Here is a 19013-nt window from a genome sequence, read left to right as displayed (position 1 = left end):
CTGCGGACCCGGCAGCCCCAACCATGACAGCCGTCAGGAAGTGCCTGACGTACAGGTCGGCCGATGGCCTTCCACTGCGGCACAGCCTGCAAAGCGGGGGCTTTCGACGCCAACTGCCCTATCGCTACTATCAGGCCACTAATCGCCTACTTTGGCGATTTTTGCGATGGACGCGCTGATCGGCAAGGAGAGTGCCCGCACGTGGCTGGTTTGGGCAGAGTCGGGCGGCGACGTACGGGAACCGTGGACGAAGAGAACGGGGCACCGGAGTCGACCGGCGGCCAGCCGCGGCGACTGGCCGGTGCCCGCCGACTCCCCCTGCGTACCGTCCTGATCATTTTGGTCTTCGTACCGAGCATCACCTTTGCCCCGGTGCTGGCTTCGGGAATGTTCCAGCTGTTCACCCAGTGGCAGTCGGAGAAGGCCCAGATGGATCTGGCCACCACCACCGCCGGCAGACCCGCGGCCAACCTGTTCTTCAGCTTTGGGCAGGAACGGCTGCTCACCGCGGAGGTGCAGGCCAACCCACGGGGCGGCGCCCGCGACAAGCTGGCCAAGCAGCGCGTGCTGACCGACCAGGCGGTGACCGCCTTCCGTCCGCTGGCGACCCTGGACACCAGCAAGGGACAGGAGGGGATCCCCGCGGCTGTCGCCCGCGTCGAACGGGGCCTCGACCTTCTCGACCAGCAGCGCCGGGCGGTGGACGCCGGGTGGTCCAGCGATCAGAAGGCGTTCGACTACTACACCGGCGTCCTTGAGTCAGACCTCAGGCTGCTGACCGTCCTCAGCCATACCGAGCACGGCGAGGTGAACACCAAGGCGCAGACGCTGGTCGACCTCTTCTGGGTGCTCGACATGCTCGGCCGCGAGGACGCCATTCTGGCCCGTGGCTGGGAGAAGGGGCGCCTGACGGCGGAGGAGCACGACCTGGTCGCCGACGCCATCGGCACCAAGGAGCACCTCCTGCAGGCCCGGGTGGCTCCCAACCTCCTGGAGAACGAGAGCCAGTACGAGAAGCTGACGGCCAGCAAGCCGTGGCAGACCATGATCGCCCTGGAGGAGCGGCTGGTCACCGCCGGGACCGGCGAGAGCGGCCAGGTGGCGCTCCGCGAGGTCAGCGCGTCGTGGCGCTCCTCGGTGGACACGATCACCCCGCAGCTGGTGGAACTCCTGCGCGTCCGGCTGGTGAACGTCGCCACGATCGGCTACACCCACGCCGGCACCCTCTTCATCATCTTCCTCAGCGTCAGCGGCGTGGGCGTGCTCGCCTTGGGCCTGGTCATCTTCACCAGCTGGCGCCTCACCAGCATCCTGCGCCGGCGCATCCTCCACCTGCGCGAGGAGGCCCAGGAGCTCCAGGAGCGGCTGCCCGACGTGGTCGCCCGGCTGGAGCGTGGCGAGGACGTCGACGTGGACGCCGAAGTACACATGGTCGAGCCCACCCCCGACGAGCTCGGCGAGCTCGGGCACGCCCTCAACCTGGCCAGCCGCAGCGCGGTCTACACCGCCGTACGGCAGGCCGAGCAGCACCGTGGCTTCCAGCGCATGCTCCAGCGCATCGCCCGCCGTACCCAGATCCTCATCGGACTTCAGCTGAAGAAGCTGGACGAGCTGGAACGCAAGCACGAGGACCCCGAGGTGCTGGAGGGCCTGTTCGACCTCGACCACCTCACCGCCCGGCTGCGCCGCTACGAGGAGAACCTGGTGATCCTCGGCGGCGGCCAGCCGCAGCGCCGCTGGCGCAAGCCGGTACGCCTGCTCGACGTCCTGCGCGCCGCCCAGGGTGAGGTCCAGGACTACCGGCGGATCTCGATCGAGGTCGAGGGCGACCCCTGGGTGGCCGAACGGGCGGTCGGACCGCTGGTCCACGTCCTGGCGGAGCTGATGGAGAACGCCACCGCCTTCTCCAAGCCGATGACCCCCGTCGAAGTACGGGCCGCGCTGGTCAGCCGGGGCCTCGCCGTGGAGATCGAGGATCGCGGCCTGGGCATGGAACCCGCGCAGTACGCCGCCGCCAACGCCCTGCTGAAGTCGCCGCCGCAGCTCGACGTGATGACCCACGCCGATGATGTGCGTCTCGGCCTGTACGTGGTCGCCCGGCTCGCCATGAGCCTCGGGCTCCAGGTGGAGCTGCGGCCGTCCGCCTTCGGCGGCACCCGGGTCATCGTGCTGCTCCCGGAACCGCTCGTGGTGGACCGCCCCCGCCCGGTACCCGGACCGACCGCGGTCCCCAAGGAGGCTCCCCCCGCGCCGCGACCCCGTCCCCAGGAAGTCCCGCCCCACGAGGACGACGCACCGTTGCCGACCCGCTCCAGGGGACGCGCGATGGCCTACGTAACAGCACCGGATACAGCACCGGATCGAGACGACGCGCCCCCGTCCGCCGAGCGTCCGCCGCTGCCCCAGCGGGTGCGCCAGGCCAATCTGGTCACCGAGTTGAAGGCCCCGGCCGACAGGGATGAAGATACCGACCAGGAAACCTGGGCAGTACGCGAGCAGCCCAGCCGATCCAGTGCCACGATCGGTGCGTTCCAGAGGCAGTCCCGCCGGCGCCGGACCGGTGACGACGCCTTCCAGCCCCGGCCGGACGGATCCCCCGAGCCCGGCTCCCCTACGACGGAAGACCGAAGATGACGCAGCGCACCACCGCCACCGACGCAGACCTGGACTGGCTCCTGGACGGCCTGGTCAATCAGGTCGCGGGCACGCGGCACGCCATCGTGCTGTCCGACGACGGCCTGGTGGTCAGCCGCTCCCGGACCATCGAGCGCTCGGACGCCGAACGCCTCGCCGCGATCGCCACCGGCCAGCAGAGCCTGGCTCGCGGTGTCGGACAGCTCTTCAGCGGCGGCCCGGTCCATCAGGTCATCATCGAGATGGCCGACCTGTGGCTGTTCGTCACAGCGGCGGGCCGTGGCACCCATCTGGCCGTGGTCGCCTCCCAGGAGGTCGACGCGGAGCTGATGGCCGTGGCGATGCACACCCTGGTCCAGCAGGTCGGCCAGAAGCTGGGGACCGACACGCGCGCCCCGGAACCCGATGACGCGGGGAGACACGGATGAGGCATTGGACGGAGAGCTTCGACGACGATGCCGCCGATGAGCCCCTTGTCCGTCCCTATACGATCACCGGCGGACGAACCACCCCCGAGCGGGACGACCTCACGCTGATCACCCTGGTGACGGCGCTGTCCGAGGCGGCCTCTTCGGAGTCCGGACACGGCATGCGGAGGATGCAGCCGGAGCACCGCACCATCCTCGCTCTGTGCACGCGGCCCTTGGCGGTGGCCGAGGTCGCCTCCGCGCTGAATCTCCCGGTGTCCGTGACCAAGATCCTCATCGGCGACCTGATCGAGGCCGGTCAGCTGCGGGCCCGGCCGCCGCTGGCCTTCGCGCAGGCGGGTGGCCTTCCCGGTATGACAATCCTTGAGGCGGTGCGGGATGGGCTACGCAATCTCTGATCAGAAGGACACCGCTCCCCTGGCAGTGAAGATCCTTATCGCCGGTGGTTTCGGCGTGGGCAAGACGACCCTGGTCGGCGCGGTGAGCGAGGTCGCTCCGCTGCGTACCGAGGAGTACCTGACCCATGCCAGCGTCGGCGTCGACGATCTGGAAGGGGTGGGCGGCAAGACCACCACCACCGTCGCCCTGGACTTCGGGCGCATCACCATCAATCGCGAAATCGTCCTCTACCTGTTCGGCACGCCGGGGCAGGAACGCTTCTGGTTCATGTGGAACGACCTCGTCAACGGCGCGATGGGCGCCGTCGTCCTGGTCGACACCCGCCGGCTGGACGTCAGCTTCGCCTCGATCGACTTCTTCGAGAGCCGCCGGATCCCCTTCATCGTCGGCGTCAACTGCTTCCACGGTGTCAAGGACCGGACGCAGGAGGAGATCCGCAAGGCCCTCGACCTCGATCCGCAGGTGCCGCTGGTGCTCTGTGACGCCCGCGACCGCACGGCGGGCCGCGATGTCCTGCTGGCGCTCATCGAGCACCTGATGGACACGCAGTCCCGCGCCGCGGCTCACCCCGTGGCCTGACCTCCCGGCCGCCATGTCGTGGACAGCAGGCTGGGCACGGCACCGTTCTGGGCGGTTACGACCACGAGGATCGGTGCGTTCGTGGGCGCCGGGAGCCGGAGCTCGGTGATGGCGCCGCTCGTGGACTGGGCCGGCGCCGGCAGGTCGCCGTCCTGAAAGCTCACGATCCGCTGTACGGTCGGCGCGGCCGCTTTGAGCGCCCAGCCGTTGCCCCCGGGCCGGGCCTTCCGGATCAGTGCGCGAAGTCGCCGACCGGCCGTGCCGCCCGCCCGGCCGCTGAGGCGAATGGTCAGCTCGCCTCCCGAGCCGAAGGCGCCCGGTGGTACGGGGTTGACGATGAACAGGCCGGAGCGGAGCGAACGGGTGCCCTGGCGGCCGGCGAAGCCGCCGCAGCTGATCAGGGACGAGGTCTCGCTGCGCACGCCGTCCCGCGTCTGCTCGGCGGCGGCCGTAGCCTGCTCCCCGGCCGGACTGACGATGAAGTCCACGCTGTCGATGCGCAGCCCGGCCACGCCGTCAGGCATGACGGATCCCGCCACGGTTTCGCGGAGTACGCCGGAAATGCCGCGCCCCTCCATGATGTCCAGCGCCTCGACGCAGATCAGGCCGTCGTCCGGCATCTCCTCGGGCAGCAGGTCGAAGACGGCCACGCTCTTCTTGAGGTGGCCGCCGCCCTTCAGCAGCACGCACTGGCGCAACCGTCCCTGGGAGCGGATCTGGATGAGCCGCGGCAGGCCCTTGACAGCCTCCGCCGGCGGCTCCGGCTCCCCCTCGTGCCAGCCGCGTACCGACCCGGCGTCCACCGACAGCGAGACCGTCACCCGCAGCCGGCGGCCCGCGGCGGCCACCTTGAATCCGGCCAGTCCCGAGCGCTCGAACCGGCCCACGATCTGTATGCCACGATGCACCTGGTCGGCCACCTGCAGTGCCGCGTCGTGGCCGCTGATGATCCCGATCGGCGCCTCGGCGGGGACGGCGAGCCGGTCGAAGTCGGTGCCCGTCCCGGCGGTCAGCAAGTCGCTCATGACGCGCTCCTCGAAGCGGTGAGAGCCGTACCCAGCGCGTGGGGATCCCGGAAGTCGAACCGGCACAGCAGCGGATCACGCCGCTCCCACATCCTGCGTACCGCGCAGTGGAGCGGGTCGCCGTCGCGCTCCACGTGCCGCAGGCCCGCGACGAGCGTGTGCAGGTACTCGTTGCCCTGCCCCACCTCCCAATGCGGCACCACCGGCGAGGGCACGTCGGCCCCGCTGCGGTAGAGCCACAGCCACAGCCGGGCCCGCTCCCGCTGCTCGGTCCCCAAGATGGACTCCCCCTTTGCGTGCTTGGCGACGGCCTCGCCGAGCAGCCGCCAATAGTCGTCCCGCGTGCGGGCGACGTGCGACATCCCGCATTCGCTCCACTCGGACCAACCGGCCTGGATGACGGGGATGCCGAAGGCGGGCAGCTCGTTGGAGACGCTCCCGCGCACGGTCGCCCCCACCTCGGTCATGCTCCACAGCGCGTTCTTCGACAGCGCCAGGCTGGGCATGAAGGCCATGTGCTCGTGCGCCGAATGGCGGGCCGCCACGGCCGCGAAATGGCCGGTGGTGTCATACCGGAACTGGCTCGGGTGATCCAGGAAGAGCCAGCTCACGCGGTCGTTCTTGGCGGCGAAATCCGCGGTCTCCTCGAACCAGCGCGCCAGATCGTCGAACAGCTCCCTGTTGGCGCCGACCGCGTCGGAGACGGCATGGTGGAAGACGGTGAAGACGGGCAGATCCGGGTCGATCCCGAGGCGTTCGCAGGCGTGCTGGCGGAGCTGGCGGCGTTCCGTCTCGGTACGTACTTCGAAATCGCTCACGTTTCCGGCCCGCCACCAGCTCGGCCGGCCCAGGTTGACCTTCGCCCGCCAGGCCACGAGCTCGGCGTTCGGCCTGATGAGGTCCCGGTGCGGCCAGACGTACTCCTCGAAGAACTCGCCGAGCTGGCCGGTCAGCTCCTCCCGGAAGGTGCCGAGCCCCCTGCGGCGCTCCGGGAAGAGCGCGTACGCCTTCAGGGCGCCGGTGCTCTGTACGTGCACGACCGGGACCTCCCGGCGCATGGCCGTGTCGACCGCCAGCCCCCACTGGTCGTAGTCGACATGGCTGGTGACCAGCGCGGCGAGCGACCGCTCCGCGAACAGCTGGTCGTAGACGGCGGAGAAGGCCCTGGTACGGGCGCGCCGCGACTGATGCCAGGGCTCTTCGCTGTCCGGCAGTCGCGGCACCCGGCCCAGCCGGATCAGCGTCGCCTTCTCCACGGCGGCCAGTGTCTCGGAGTCGCTTCCCTCCGCCGGGCTGTCGCCTCGGTCGGCCAGCCGGCGATCCACAAGGCCGTGCACGTCGAGCACCTCGGTGGCGCCGAACGCCTCGGCCAGCCGCCGGACCCGCTGGATGTCGTACTCCTGCCAAAGCGTCTCGCGCCAGTCCGGGTCCGTGCCGGTGAGCACGAGCAGCCGGGCCGACAACAGATCGCAGAGCGCGTTCGCCACCAGCAGGTTGCGCACGATGACCCTGATGTCCTCGTGGAAGGCCTCTGCCACGACCAGTGGCCCGCTGTCATCCCGAGGAGGGCGATGTCCCCAATACGCCCGCGCAGCGATGAGCAGCCGATCGAACTGCTCGCCATCCCCGACAAGGTTCATGCTCTCCCCGACCCCAGAACCCGACCCCGTACCCGAACGAGTGCCCGTACCTGTCGCCCGATCAGCACGGCCGCGTCGACCCTGCCAGACCTGACAACCGTGCGGGGCGACCTTTGCCCCTGGATCACGTGATCCTTGCCGCGAAATGGTTCCGCGCGGCGACGTCGTCGATCGCCGCGATCTCGGTCAGCCGAGCCTCAGGACCGGGTCGCTCGGCGCGAGCAGAGCCCGGCTTCGGTCGTCTCCCCAGATGGAGAACGCGTCCACGTACGGTCGCAGCAACGCCGTGACCTCCGCGTCGCCTTCGCCGGTGAGCTCGTCTTCCGCGATCTTCCGCGCGGCTCCGGCGAGGAGGTCGGCCACCTGGACCCGCGGGTCCGTGCGCGAGTCGACGAGCCGCAGGCCGGCCAGCCGGCCTTGCGCGGAATGCGCCTCCTCCAGCTCGTCGATGCGTGCCTGCGTGAGGAGGGTCTGCCGGTCGTGCACGACCGAGACGGGTCTTCCGGTTTCGCTCCAGTAGACGATGGCCTGGCTGATGGCCGGGAACAGCGGGTTCAGCGTGGGCGATCGCTCCCGGAAGGCGTCCACCTGGGATCGGGACTCCCAGAGCAGGTCCATTATTTCGCCGGCCCGGCTTCGTGGGGTGGCGCGGCGAAAGGTGTCGACCATGGCGAATACCGCTTCGACGGAGGCTCTCGGGCCCCGGCCGTTATTGGCGCGCATCAGGTCGTTGAAGGAGTACAGAAAGGCGTTCCACCTGTCAGGGCCGAACGTCTGCCCGCCCTCTCGGTAAAGGGTGTCGGCCATGGCTTCGCGATCCTGTACGGCGAGCAGGTCGACGAGCCTGCCAATCGCGAAGAAGGTCTTGTCGATCAGGTAGACGTGAGCGTTGCCGAGCAGCGGCGCTGATGGGCCGAGCAGCCACTTGAGGGCGTTCAGGTGTTTCTTACGGCGGATGATGCCCGACTTGTATTCCGTGGTCGGAGAGGGGGCTCTGCTTCGTACTTCATGGATGCAGTCCGCCGCCGATTCGACATCCAGTCGTACGCTCGCGTGGGCGAATACAGCGGTATTTCCCCCAATGAGCTTCTCCCCTTCTGAGCCGGACTCGTCACAGGCGATTTCGAAGGGTTGTGCCACGGTCAAGTCTCTCAAATCGCCCATTGCGCCTTCAACGGGATTTCGGACCAGCTTCAGAGGTCGGGTAGCCCGAGGTCGAGGTTGGGCTGGTCGATGCCTCCGTCGACCTCCAGCACCTTTCCGGTCAGGTAGCGCCCGGCCGGGGACACCAGGTAGAGCACCGTGGCCGCCACGTCCTCCGGTTCGCCGATCCGCTTCAACGGGGTGGCCCGCTCCATCTGGGTACGCAGGTTCTCGTCGGTCATGACGATGTCGAGGGCGGAGGTGGCGACCGCGCCGACAGCGACCGCGTTGACCCGCACCTTGGGCGCCAGGTCGCGCGCGGCCAGCCGCGTGTAGTGCGTGAGCGCCGCCTTGGCGCTGCCGTACGCCAGATAGCCCCGGCCCGCCGTCCGGCCGACGGCCGAGGAGATGTTCACCACCGAGCCGCCGTTCTTCAGCAGGTGCGGTACGGCCGCCCGCGTCAGCTCGTGCGCGAGCCCGACGTTGAACTGGAACGCGTTCTCAAGATGTTTCCGGGTGGTGTCGAGGAAGGCGCGGGGCATCGCCCCGCCCACGTTGTTGACGATCGCGTCCAGCCGACCGAAGGCGTCGGCGGCCTGCTCCGCGAGCCCCTCCATGGCGCCCGGCACGCTCAGGTCGGCGGGCACGATCAGTGCCCGTCTGCCCACCTCCTCGATCTGAGCTGCGACGGCGCGCAGTTGCTCCTCCGTACGGGCGGAGATCGCGACATCCGCGCCCGCCTGGGCGAGTGCGATGGCGGTCGCCGCGCCGATGCCCCGGCCGGCGCCGGTGACGATCGCGGCGTGGCCGGTGACGCGGAAGCGGTCCAGGATCATGTCATGACCCTATGATCAAAGTGAAACCTGTTTCAATACCAGCGCTAGGGACGGGTCTCCAGGCCCAGGCAGAGTTCGAACACCGCTGTGAGCCGGTCGACGTCGGCGGGTGACGGCGTCTCGGGACCGATGAGGCGGCGGACCGAGCCGATGCCCAGGAAAACCGCCGTCGCCATCCGGGCCCGCGCGTGCGCGTCCGGGCCGCCCAGGAGCGCCGCGATGGGCTCCAGAACGACGGTGTGCAGGCGCTCGCGCACGAGGGCCTGGATCTCGGGGTCGCCCGCCGATCGTTCGAGCGAGCGCAGGATCGGGGTCTCCGGGTCGTGGCTCATGCGTTGGGCGGCGTACTCGGCCAGTCGCCTGGGCAGGCCCGCCCGGTCGCCCTCGACCACGGCGCGGACCGTCGGCTCGCCCGCCAGCACCTCGCCGAACAGGCCCGACTTGGAGCCGAAATAGCGCCCCACCAGGGCGATGTTGGCGTCCGCCGCCGAGGCGATCATGCGGACCGTCACCTGCTCATAGCCGTATTCGCCGAACAGCATGCGCGCCGCCTCCAGCAGCCGCTGGCGGGTGGCCGCGCGATCTCGCGGCCGGACGTCAGTCACCTGCGCTTCCATGCCCGAACTCTACTCAGCGGACCCCACTTGCCGCGCGGCTAGTAAACGGGCGTATACTCGCCGAGGAGAAAACGGTAAGAAGGGGATGTGGTGTCTTGGTAGCCCAGACACAGGCCGCGGCCCCCGCGAGGCGGCATTACACCCACCGCGAAATTCTCGAGGTCATGTCCGGGCTCATGCTCGCCATGCTCACCTCGATGATCTCGACGTCGGTGGTTGGCACGGCACTGCCGACGATCGTGGGAGAACTCGGCGGCCAGGACCAGTATTCGTGGGTGGCGTCGGCGACCATGCTGACGATGACGGTCTCCACGCCGTTGTGGGGCAAGCTGTCCGACCTCTGGGGCCGGAAGCTGCTGTTCCAGAGCGCCTTGGGACTGTTCGTCGCGGCGTCGCTCGTGGCCGGTCTGTCGCAGAACATCGGGCAGCTCATCGCGGCGCGCGCCATACAAGGTCTGGGTGTGGGCGGTCTGTCGGCCCTCGCTCAGGTGATCCTCGGCGACATCGTGTCGCCGAGGGAGCGCGGCCGCTACTCGGGGTACATGGGGGCCGTCTTCGGCATCTCCACGGTCGCCGGGCCGCTGCTCGGCGGGTTCATCGTGGACACCGACTGGCTCGGCTGGCGGTGGTGCTTCTACGTGGTCGTCCCGTTCGCGGTGATCGCGTTCGCGGTGATCCAGCGGGTGCTGAAGCTGCCCAAGGTACGGCGCAACACCTCCATCGACATCTGGGGCGCCACCACCATCACGGCCAGCGCGAGCGGGTTGATGCTGCTGCTGACGCTGGGCGGCACGGAGTTCGAGTGGAACTCCTTCTGGACCTACGCCTTGGGGGCTTTCAGCCTGCTCATGCTGGCCCTGGCGGTGCTGTCCGAGCGCACGGCCCGCAACCCGATCCTGCCGCCCAGGCTGTTCAGGAACCCGACGTTCGTGCTCACCAGCATCGCCTCGCTGTTCGTCGGCATGGCGATGTTCGGCGCGATGATCTACCTGCCGCAGTATCTGCAGATCGTCAAGGGGCTGAGCCCCACCGAGTCGGGGCTGATGACGCTGCCCATGGTGGTGGCGTTGTTCCTGGCCGGTGTGATCTCCGGGAAGATCGTCACTCAGACCGGCCGGTGGAAGATCTTCCCGGTGGCGGGCCTGCTGATCGTGGCCGCGGGACTGTTCCTGCTGTCGCGGCTGCATGTGGAGTCGAGCCAGTGGCTCATCGGGTTCGACGTGGGCGTCCTGGGTATCGGGCTCGGCCTGTCGATGCAGATGCTCATCCTGGCCGCGCAGAACGGTTCCGAGCTGCGTGACATGGCCTCCACCACGGCGGGTGTCTCGTTCTTCCGCTCACTCGGCGGCGCCGTGGGCGTGGCCGCGTTCGGCGCGATCCTCACCAACCGCCTCAAGAACGAGATGGCCGACATGCTGCGGGCCGCGCACATCGCGCTGCCTGGCGGCTCCTCGCCCAAGCTGGGCAGCCCCAGCTCCATCCAGGCGCTGCCCGGACCGATCAAGCACATCGTGCTCGAGGCCTTCACCCGGGGCCTGGAGACCGTCTTCATCGTCGGCGTGCCGATCGCGCTGCTCGGCTTCGTGGCGACGCTCTTCCTCAAGGAGCTGCCGCTCAGAGGCGGCGCGGCCCCCGCGCCGGAGCCCAAGCCGCTCAGCAAGGACGACCTGGTCCTGGCCGGGCTGCTGCTGGAGCTCATCGCCCAGCGGATCGAGCGAGCCACCGACCAGCCGTCCGCCCTGCTGTCCGCGGTCGCCAGGATGGCGCCGCCCGATGACCGTACAGAACGGGAGCGCGCCAGATCGGTCGTGCAGAGCGTGCTGCGTCCCACCTCACGCGCTCTGATCGCGCAGGCCGCGCCGCCGCAGAAAGACCTCGTCACAGGAGGAGTTTCCGCATGATTCGCAAGTTCGTGGGCGCCGTCGCGGCCGCCCTGGCCCTCATGGCCGGGCTCTGGCTGATGATCGCCCCGTTCGCCCTCGGCACCCAGCCGGAGAACGCCGACTGGACCGACCCGACCACATCCGAGTTCTTCACCGGCCTGGGCGTCGCCGTCGTCGGGCTCATCGGCGTGACCGCCTTCGCCGCGGCCATTCACGAGGAGCTCGTCGTGCGGGGCCTGGTGGCCGTACGGCAGAAGCAGGCCGAGCCGGAGCCCGAGCCGGTGGCGGCCGCGCCGCAGGCGTCGTCCGCGGAGCTGGCGAGCCTGCTCGCCCCACTCGTCGAGGCACTGCGTGAGGACCTGAACACCGCCGGACGCGGCGGCGGCGAACACCGCCAGAACGGCAAGGCCGCCCTGGTGGGAGTGGAGGACAACCGATGAAGGCGAAAATGGGCGTCTCCGCCCTCATCCTGCTGTTCCTGGCCGGCGTGTGGCTGATCGCGGCACCGTTCGCGGTGGGCTACCAGCCCAGGGGCGCGGCCTACGCCGACGCGACGGTCAACGACCTGTGGGTCGGCGGCGGGCTGGCCGGCCTCTCGTTCGTCGCCCTCGTGATCTACGCGGCCGACGCGCTGCGCGAGCTCGCCGGCCGCGGCAAGCACGTCGCCGACGGCTGACGTGCGAGGCATGCCGTGTTCGGCGAGAGCACAGACGACCGGTGGGAGCCCCTGGTAGGCAAGCTCCCCAGCGGGCAGTTCGAGATCGGCAAGGACGGCACCGGGCTGCTGGTGGTCGGCTTCGACGGATCGGGCCCGAGCCGCAACGCGCTCGCGTACGCGGCCGGGCTCGCCCGGCGGGACAACGCCGCGCTGCTCATCGCGTTCGTGGAGACCCTCACCAGCGCCACGCTGTGGTTCTTCGCGGGCGCGCCGATCATCCCCGACTCGGCCGGAGACCTGACCGAGGATCTGCGGACGGAGCTGAGCGGGGTCGGGGTTCCGTGGCGGTTCGTCTCGGTACGCGGTGACACCGCGCGGGAGCTGGAGACGCTCGCCGCCTCCTGCATGGCCGACGCCATCGTGGTGGGCCGGTCCCGATCCACGTGGCACACCTTCGGCGGCTCGGTGGCCGTGGGGCTGGCCAAGCGGGCTCGGCGTACCGTGCTGATCGTGCCCTGACCTCGTACGACGTCGCTTGTTAGGGCGTCGCGTAAGGTGGCCGCATGAAACGTACTGCCGCTGCCTTTGTGGTGTTCGCGTCAGTTTCGTGCGGTGGGCAGGCGCCGGTCGCCTCACAAGAGGGACCCCAGCAGCCGCCGGCCGACGCTCAGGCCGCCGGGGCTCAGACCCAGCCGCCCGTGCCCGCGACGCCCACCCCGACGGCGAAGACCGCCTCGCCCAAGCCCGCGGAGCCGCCCAGGTTCAGCGCCAAGGTCGCCAAGGTCTCCCGCGCCCGGCTCCCCTACTCGTGGAAACCCGGCTGCCCGGTCTCCTACCAGGACCTGCGCCTGATCACGATGACCTACTGGGGCTTCGACGACAAGGCGCACACCGGCGAGCTGGTCGTGCGCAAGACGGTCACCGGCGACGTCGTCAAGGTCTTCGGGAAGCTGTACGCCATGCGCTACCCGATCAAGCAGATGCGACTCGTCGACGTCTACAAGGGCGACGACTACGACTCCATCGACGCCGACAACACCTCGGCCTTCAACTGCCGCGCGGCCACCGGGTCCAGCAACTGGTCCAACCACGCCTTCGGCGAGGCGATCGACATCAACCCGCGCGAGAACCCGTACGTCACCGCGAGCGGCAGCACCGCCCACCCGAACGCCAAGAAGTTCGCCAAGCGCCCCGCGAAGGGCGAAGGTGTGATCAACTCGGGCGACCGGGTTGTCAAGGCTTTCGCCTCGGTGGGCTGGGGCTGGGGCGGCGAGTGGTCGGGCACCAGGGACTACCAGCACTTCAGCCGTAACGGCAGATGAGGGCATCGGCCTGACAGAATCAAGTCATGGCGGCTAAGGACGGCGACGGTTGGACCCAGTGCGCCCGCGGGCACCGGCACTGGGGGCTGCACGGGGCCTCGGGGCTCCTGGCCGTACACCATGACGAGCACGGCGTCCCGTACGTGCTCATGCAGGAGCGGGTCTGGTGGAGCCACCACGGCGGCACCTGGGGACTGCCGGGAGGCGCGCGGGACAGCCACGAGGACGCCGTGACGAGCGCGCTGCGCGAGGCGCACGAAGAGGCGTCCATACCCGGCGACGAGCTGCGCGTGCAGGGTGTCTACCTCGACGATCACGGCGGGTGGACGTTCGAGACCGTGATCGCCGAGTCGGCCGCGCTGCTGGCCGCGGCGCCCGCCAACAACGAGAGCACCGAGCTGCGCTGGGTACCGCTGCCCGAGATCAAGGCCAGGAAGCTGCACCCCGGCTTCGCCGAGACGTGGGACAAGATCCAGCCGGAGCTCACCCCCGAGACGCTGGTGCTCGACGTCGCGAACATCGTCGGCGCCCGAGCCGAGCACGGCTGGTGGAAGGACCGGCTCGGCGCGGCCACGCGACTGCTGGCCGAGGTGGCGACGCTGCGGCTGCGGCATCCGGTGCTCGCGCAGTGGTACCCACGGATCGTGGCGGTCGTGGAGGGCGCCGCGAAGACGGCGCCGGACGTGCCCGGCATCGAGGTGGTGGCGGCGACGGACAGCGGAGACGACGCGATCGTGGACGTCGTACGGCGGGCGCGGCCGTGGGAGAGGGTGGTCGTGGTGACGGCGGACAGGGGGCTCAAGGAGCGCGTCAGCGGGCTGGGAGCCAGGACGGTGGGGCCCAAATGGCTGCTGTCACAGCTGGACGACTAGGACGCCGCCGATGGGTGGACGCTGTCGAAGGCGGCTTTCAGACCGGTCACATCGAGCACCCGGCGCAGCACCCCCTGCACGCCCGTGAGCCCGAGCGAGCCCCCGCACTCGCCGACCTTGCGCTGGTGCTCGACCAGCACCCACAAGCCGCTGGAATCGCAGAACGCCAGCGCGCTCGTGTCGATGACGATCGAGACATGACCGGCCGCGATCAGCTCGGTGAGGACCTTCCTGAGCCGGGGGGCGGTGAGCTTGTCGAGATCACCGTCGAGGCGCACGCGCGCGCTGCCCTCGGCCCGGTCCACCTCAACGCTGAGATCCGCCACCTCCCGAACGTACACCGGTGTCACCGCAGCCGCTATGGTGGTGTGCGCACTGGAGGGTTCGCATAGTGGACGAGTGCAGCCGCCTTGAAAGCGGCCAGGTCAGCGATGGCCTCGTGGGTTCGAATCCCACACCCTCCGCCACGTTTCAGGACTTCTGCCCTTTGCGGGCAGCGCCGAGTACGGCTGTGGCAGCCCAGACGTACAGGTGCACCAGGCAGGACCGTTCGCATGAGGTCTTGTTCAGCTCGGCACACGCAGCGCGGAGCCCGGATTGTCCAGCCAGAACCGCTGCCCCTCCGCCGTGACCGTCAGCCCGAACCGGTCGCGGCGCGGCTCTCCCCAGTCCACCCATCGGAAGTAGGCGGCGACCACCTCGTCCCACACTGGCCGGGTGCCGATATGGAAGACGGGAAACGTCTTAGGCCCCTGCTCCCACAGCGTCATCGCCCGTTCATCACCGCGCTCCGGGTTGACCACCCATACCCGGTGGGTCCCGCCCTCTTCCTCGGTCTCCAGGTGCAGCCCGGTGAGAGCGGCTATGGCGAGCGTGGCGCCAGGCGGGGCGTCGGCGATGACGCGGGGGTCAACCCTGGTGACGGAGCTGACGAGTCAGTCGCCGCCGCAGCCGACTGGCGTATCACCACGCTGACCGACCTGGTGGGCATCACCGCCGAATAGGTCATGGGAACGCTACAGTCCGAGACGAACACCCGGCTTCTGAAGTGCCACAACGGCCGGAGGTCTAACACGCTTCGCGACCTTTGGGGGAACACGGCGTTCAGAGCTCGCCTACCCGCCCAGCGACTCGAAAAAGTGATCGTCGAGGTCAGCGACGAAATCCTCGCGCCGCCATCGGCCCAGCTCGCGCCGCGCATGGCGCAGGCGGATCGCGGCGACTCGACCTCCCGTTTCGGAGGCGGCATCGATGCACTCATGCAGCAATGCGGCGGCCGAACGCGGATCGTCGAGGCGGATGCGGGCGAGGGCCTGATCGGTCGACACGATGGCCCGCTGCACCCGCTCGCGCGGGGCGACGAGCGACTCGGCCGAGCGAGCGAAGTAGTCGTGCGCCTCGGACGGGTCTCCGATGAACAGCGACGTGACGCCCTCGAACCCGCGTAGGTGGGCAGGCGAGAACGAGCTCGTCGACGGGTCTCCATGGCGGTCGCTGTCGATGTCATACCACGCGAGCGCTAGCGCTGTCTGCGCGTATTTCTGCTTGCCGGCTCGGGCTGCGATCTCTGCCTGGAGGGCGTGCGCGCGAGCTCGGACCGTCACACTCTCGCCGGCTCGGGCATGACGAACTGCCGCGTCGACGAGTGCCTTCACTAGCTCAAGGTCGGGCATCGAGTACAGCGTGACGAGCGCGTGACTCATGTGGACGATTGCGCGGCGCCACGGTGCGCCGAGACCACTGGCCGCGTCGGTCGCCGCGGCATACAACGCCCTTGAGGCCTCGTCGTCTCGGGTCTCAAAGGCGAACCGACCTGCGACTGCCAGGGTGGCGAGTTCCTGATCCTCCGGTACAACGCCACCGGCTACGAGGAGACGGGCCGCGGCCGGTACGCCAAAGCGCGCCAGGTGTGGGAGCGCCTCGTGCAGGCGCACAACGTACGCGTCACAAGACATGGGCGGACCCGACTCGACTGAGCCTCTGCCTTGTCCGCATCCGGACATGCGTGGTGGTCAACCGAGCGCATGCTCAAGGCGTCAAACACTGTTCCCGTCGTCTACCTGGAGTCGTGCCATGGGCTACCCCCCGCAGCCGCAAGGCCCGTACGGCGGTCAGCCGTATCAGGCTCAGCCACACAGCCAGCCTCAGTACGGGCCAGCGTCCGGCCCTCAGTACGGGCCGGTACAGACCAGAATCGTGAAGGAGCGCGGCTTCAACCCGGTCACGTTCGGCGTCCACCTGTGCCTGTGGATCTTCGTGCACTCCTGGTTGACGTTCTTCACGATCGGTTTCTGGCTGCTGGTCGCGATCCCCGTCACGTTCATCGGGTGGCGGGTGAAGCGCACTGTCCCGGTGCAGCATTATCAGCAGCAGGGCCCTTACCCGCCGCAGTATTAAGTCCCCTCGACGCCCATCGGGCCTTGAAGCGAGAGCCGACATGCGGTGGGCGATCTGGGCGGCTCTGGGACTTGCGTACTCCGATCCGCTGACCGCCGCGCCTCGACCGCTCACAGCGCTAGCCAATACGACAACGGCACCTTCCCGGGAGAAGGTGCCGTTTCTGCGGTGTCGGGAGTGCTGAAAGTAGCGATGCGCGGCAAGATCCCCCGCGTTTACTCCCCCTGTGCGGCGAATCCGTCGCCGACGGAGGCGGCCAGCTGTAGGTAGGCCTCCCTGGTCGGTTCCTGGAGGCGTTCGAGGTCGATCTCGGCGCCTTCCTCCAGATGTGGGTCGTACGGCACGCGGATCACCGCGCGGCACCGCGCGGCGAAGTGGGCCTCCAGCTTGGAGATGTCGACCGCCGACTTCGAGCGCGGCCGGACGCTGCAGAGCACCACGGTCGCTTCCCTGACCAGGTTGCCGTAGTGGTGCGCCTCCAGCCAGTCGAGCGTCGCCGACGCGGCCCTGGCACCATCCACGGACGGCGAGCTGACCAGCACGATCTGGTCGGCGAGGCCGAGCACGCCGCCCATGGCCGAGTGGAGCAGGCCGGTGCCGCAGTCGGTGATGCAGATCGAGTAAAAGTTCTCCAGCACCTGTGAGACGGCCTGGTAATCGGCGCCGCTGAACGCCTCGGACACCGACGGGTCACGGTCCGACGCGAGCACCTCCAGCCGCGAAGGCGCCTGCGAGGTGAACGCCCTGATGTCCACGTACCTCTTGACCTGGTCGCTCTCGTTGAGCAGGTCACGTACGGTCGCCGAGGTCTCCAACGTGAGCTTGTCGGACAGCGTCCCGCGGTCGGGGTTCGCGTCGACCGCGATCACCCGGTCGCCGCGCATCGCGGCGAGGGTGGCGCCCAGGCCGACCGTGGTCGTGGTCTTGCCCACACCGCCCTTGAGGCTCAGTACGGCCACGCGGTGGTGACCGGTGGCGACCGGGGTGCGGGCCCTGGTCAGCAGCTCACGGCGGCGGCGGACCTCTGGCGGCTCGCCCGGCTTGATCCAGCCGCCCGACGCCTTGTAGATCAGCCGGCGCCAGCCCTTGGAGGGGGCGTTGCGGCGACCGCGCAGCAGCGACTCGGGGTCGAGGCTGTCGGCCGTGGGCCTGCCGGTGATCGGGGGGCGGGGCGGGGCGTTGAAGACCGGTACGGGGGCGGGGCGGCGGCGCGGAGCGGGAGGCTCTGGCTCTTCGAAGGCGCGCGGCTGCGGCTCTTCGAAGGGGCGCGGCTGCTCGTAGGCGCGGTCCTGGTCGTAGGAGCGGTCCTGGTCGTAGGAGCGTGGCTGGTCCCATGAGCGGTCCTGCTCGTGGGAACGGTCCTGCTGGAAGGAACGCTCAGGCTCATGGGAGCGGTCCTGCTCGTAGGCGCGGTCCCGCTCGTACGGCTTCGGCTCGTCGAACAGCCTGGACGGTGGCTTCGGCTTGTCGAAGGCGCGGGCGGGCGGCGGCTCGTCGAGGGTCCGCGACTCCTCGAAAGCGCGGGGCTCATCGAAAGCGCGCGGCGGCGACGGCTGGTCGAGGGCCGACGGCTTGTCCAGAGCGGACGGCTTGTCCAGGGCCGACGGCTTGTCCAGAGCGGACGGCTTGTCCAGGGCCGACGGCTTGTCGAAGGCGGACGGCTGGTCGACGGCCGGGGGCTTCTCGGCGGCCGGTGGCTTGTCGAAGCTCAGCGGCAGATCGAAGCTCAGCGGCTTGTCCAAGCCCGGCTTGTTGAAGAGCGGCTTTTCGGCCGCGGGCTTGTCGAAGGCGGGCGGGTCGAACGCGGGCGGCGTGTCGAAGCTCATCGCCTTGTCGAAGCTCAGCGGCTTGTCGAAGGTCAGCGGGACCTCCAGCCGTGGCTCCGTGGCGTCCTCCGCGGGCGGCGGCTCGACGGTGCCCGAAGAGGGCTCCTCGACCTTGTCGGTCTTATCGGCCGGGCGCGGCTCGTCGAAGGTCTCCGTCGGGCGCGACCAGTCCGGCGGCACGGGCCAGGCGGACTTCGTCTCCTCCTCCGCCTCCTCGACCACCGGCTTCTTCGCCGGCTCCGGGAACGACAGCAGCGAGTAGGAGTCGGTGTCGTCGGGCCGGGGCAGCGGCTTGAGCGGCGCCAGGAACCCGTCGTCGGCCTTGCCCAGACTCACCGGTCGCGAGACGGGCTGGACGTCGTCCTTCGGGCCGATGTCCTTTTTGCCAAGGTCCCTCGTGCCGGACGGCGAGCTCCCCCCGTCGGCGAGGTCCTCCGCGGGCGGCGTGCCGTACACGGAGTCGACCGCGGCCCTGAACAGCGGCGTCGGCGTCTCGTGTTGAGTCGGCACCGAGAGCCAAGGGTCCTGGGGGTACGGCGAAGCGACGGAGTCCTCCGAGGCAGAGGCGCTGACCGAGATCGGAGCCTCTTCCGTCTCCTTGATCGCGTCCAGCCAGGCCAGCTGTTCCTCGAGAGATTCCTCTCGATCGTGTCTTGCCACCGTGTTTCTCCCCCTGGTGGGTGTAAAGGGGCAGCAAATACATTGCAGGTTAACGCCATGACTCGCGGCAGTGGTCGCCAACCTATAACTTCCT

21 protein-coding genes and 1 tRNA gene are annotated in these 19013 nt (G+C 69.3%); 13 read left to right on the top strand and 9 right to left on the bottom strand.

From position 1 onward, the window contains the following. Positions 1-243 precede the first annotated feature (243 nt). Genes AB0J16_RS04925 through AB0J16_RS04910 form a run of 4 tightly spaced genes read left to right on the top strand, consistent with a single transcriptional unit; the run spans position 244 to position 4040 of the window. Positions 244-2634, top strand: coding sequence for a nitrate- and nitrite sensing domain-containing protein (locus AB0J16_RS04925; RefSeq protein ID WP_358534695.1), 2391 nt, complete (start codon positions 244-246; stop codon positions 2632-2634). After that, the gene (locus AB0J16_RS04920) at positions 2631-3062 is read left to right on the top strand and encodes a roadblock/LC7 domain-containing protein (protein WP_357962292.1); all 432 of its coding nucleotides are present in this window, start codon (positions 2631-2633) and stop codon (positions 3060-3062) included. Before AB0J16_RS04925 ends, AB0J16_RS04920 begins: the two co-directional genes overlap by 4 nt. Further along, entirely contained in the window at positions 3059-3460 is a 402-nt protein-coding gene (locus AB0J16_RS04915) for a DUF742 domain-containing protein (protein WP_358534693.1), read from the top strand. Before AB0J16_RS04920 ends, AB0J16_RS04915 begins: the two co-directional genes overlap by 4 nt. Then, on the top strand, positions 3441-4040 hold the full coding sequence (locus tag AB0J16_RS04910; protein ID WP_358534691.1) for an ATP/GTP-binding protein: 600 nt from the start codon (positions 3441-3443) through the stop codon (positions 4038-4040). Before AB0J16_RS04915 ends, AB0J16_RS04910 begins: the two co-directional genes overlap by 20 nt. Here AB0J16_RS04910 and AB0J16_RS04905 read toward each other — a convergent pair. The 5 genes from AB0J16_RS04905 to AB0J16_RS04885 form a co-directional block, all read right to left on the bottom strand. Beyond that, positions 4025-5065, bottom strand: coding sequence for a hypothetical protein (locus tag AB0J16_RS04905; protein ID WP_358534689.1), 1041 nt, complete (start codon positions 5063-5065; stop codon positions 4025-4027). The two genes, AB0J16_RS04910 and AB0J16_RS04905, sit on opposite strands and share 16 nt — an antisense overlap. After that, entirely contained in the window at positions 5062-6705 is a 1644-nt protein-coding gene (locus AB0J16_RS04900) for a hypothetical protein (protein ID WP_358534687.1), read from the bottom strand. The genes AB0J16_RS04905 and AB0J16_RS04900 overlap by 4 nt, the downstream gene beginning before the upstream one ends. 186 nt (positions 6706-6891) lie before the next feature. Next, positions 6892-7845, bottom strand: coding sequence for a DUF3800 domain-containing protein (locus AB0J16_RS04895; protein WP_358534685.1), 954 nt, complete (start codon positions 7843-7845; stop codon positions 6892-6894). A gap of 53 nt (positions 7846-7898) precedes the next feature. Next, entirely contained in the window at positions 7899-8684 is a 786-nt protein-coding gene (locus AB0J16_RS04890; RefSeq protein ID WP_358534683.1) for an SDR family oxidoreductase, read from the bottom strand. Between the two features lie 44 nt (positions 8685-8728). Beyond that, a complete protein-coding gene (locus AB0J16_RS04885; RefSeq protein WP_358534681.1) occupies positions 8729-9301 on the bottom strand; it encodes a TetR family transcriptional regulator in 573 nt (190 codons plus the stop codon). A gap of 95 nt (positions 9302-9396) precedes the next feature. On the opposite strand from AB0J16_RS04885, the gene AB0J16_RS04880 reads away from it, so the two are divergent. From AB0J16_RS04880 to AB0J16_RS04855, 6 genes are read left to right on the top strand one after another with little or no spacing between them, the layout of a single operon-like run. After that, a complete protein-coding gene (locus AB0J16_RS04880; protein WP_358534679.1) occupies positions 9397-11202 on the top strand; it encodes an MDR family MFS transporter in 1806 nt (601 codons plus the stop codon). After that, the gene (locus AB0J16_RS04875; protein ID WP_358534677.1) at positions 11199-11624 is read left to right on the top strand and encodes a hypothetical protein; all 426 of its coding nucleotides are present in this window, start codon (positions 11199-11201) and stop codon (positions 11622-11624) included. Before AB0J16_RS04880 ends, AB0J16_RS04875 begins: the two co-directional genes overlap by 4 nt. Next, positions 11621-11860, top strand: a complete 240-nt coding sequence (locus AB0J16_RS04870; protein ID WP_358534675.1) for a hypothetical protein — start codon at positions 11621-11623, stop codon at positions 11858-11860. Before AB0J16_RS04875 ends, AB0J16_RS04870 begins: the two co-directional genes overlap by 4 nt. Before the next feature lie 15 nt (positions 11861-11875). Beyond that, entirely contained in the window at positions 11876-12361 is a 486-nt protein-coding gene (locus AB0J16_RS04865) for a universal stress protein (RefSeq protein ID WP_358534673.1), read from the top strand. 44 nt (positions 12362-12405) lie between these two features. Continuing rightward, on the top strand, positions 12406-13164 hold the full coding sequence (locus AB0J16_RS04860) for a M15 family metallopeptidase (protein WP_358534671.1): 759 nt from the start codon (positions 12406-12408) through the stop codon (positions 13162-13164). 26 nt (positions 13165-13190) lie between these two features. Then, complete coding sequence (locus AB0J16_RS04855; protein ID WP_358534669.1) at positions 13191-14036, top strand: NUDIX domain-containing protein; 846 nt, start codon at positions 13191-13193, stop codon at positions 14034-14036. Here the strand turns inward: AB0J16_RS04855 and AB0J16_RS04850 are convergent. Next, on the bottom strand, positions 14033-14362 hold the full coding sequence (locus AB0J16_RS04850) for an STAS domain-containing protein (RefSeq protein WP_358534667.1): 330 nt from the start codon (positions 14360-14362) through the stop codon (positions 14033-14035). The genes AB0J16_RS04855 and AB0J16_RS04850 overlap by 4 nt on opposite strands. Before the next feature lie 51 nt (positions 14363-14413). Here AB0J16_RS04850 and AB0J16_RS04845 point away from each other — a divergent pair. Then, positions 14414-14503: transfer RNA gene (locus tag AB0J16_RS04845), tRNA-Ser, on the top strand. A 99-nt stretch (positions 14504-14602) separates the two neighbouring features. Here the strand turns inward: AB0J16_RS04845 and AB0J16_RS04840 are convergent. Then, positions 14603-14806, bottom strand: coding sequence for a hypothetical protein (locus tag AB0J16_RS04840; protein WP_358534665.1), 204 nt, complete (start codon positions 14804-14806; stop codon positions 14603-14605). 42 nt (positions 14807-14848) lie between these two features. On the opposite strand from AB0J16_RS04840, the gene AB0J16_RS04835 reads away from it, so the two are divergent. Further along, positions 14849-15040 carry a hypothetical protein gene (locus tag AB0J16_RS04835; protein ID WP_358534663.1) on the top strand — a complete coding sequence of 64 codons (192 nt, stop codon included), beginning with the start codon at positions 14849-14851 and terminating at the stop codon, positions 15038-15040. A gap of 111 nt (positions 15041-15151) precedes the next feature. Here AB0J16_RS04835 and AB0J16_RS04830 read toward each other — a convergent pair whose 3' ends face one another. Next, positions 15152-15970 (bottom strand): hypothetical protein, encoded by an 819-nt coding sequence (locus tag AB0J16_RS04830; protein ID WP_358534661.1) that lies wholly within the window; start codon positions 15968-15970, stop codon positions 15152-15154. 262 nt (positions 15971-16232) lie between these two features. On the opposite strand from AB0J16_RS04830, the gene AB0J16_RS04825 reads away from it, so the two are divergent. After that, entirely contained in the window at positions 16233-16433 is a 201-nt protein-coding gene (locus AB0J16_RS04825; protein ID WP_358534659.1) for a hypothetical protein, read from the top strand. A gap of 215 nt (positions 16434-16648) precedes the next feature. Here the strand turns inward: AB0J16_RS04825 and AB0J16_RS04820 are convergent, their stop codons facing one another. After that, the gene (locus tag AB0J16_RS04820) at positions 16649-18919 is read right to left on the bottom strand and encodes an AAA family ATPase (protein WP_358534657.1); all 2271 of its coding nucleotides are present in this window, start codon (positions 18917-18919) and stop codon (positions 16649-16651) included. Positions 18920-19013: the final 94 nt, after the last annotated feature.

This window comes from Nonomuraea sp. NPDC049750 (genome assembly GCF_040659625.1).
GTDB lineage: Bacteria > Actinomycetota > Actinomycetes > Streptosporangiales > Streptosporangiaceae > Nonomuraea.
The sequence above is the reverse complement of the archived record's forward strand: the minus strand, read 5'-3'. Positions and strand labels throughout refer to the sequence as shown.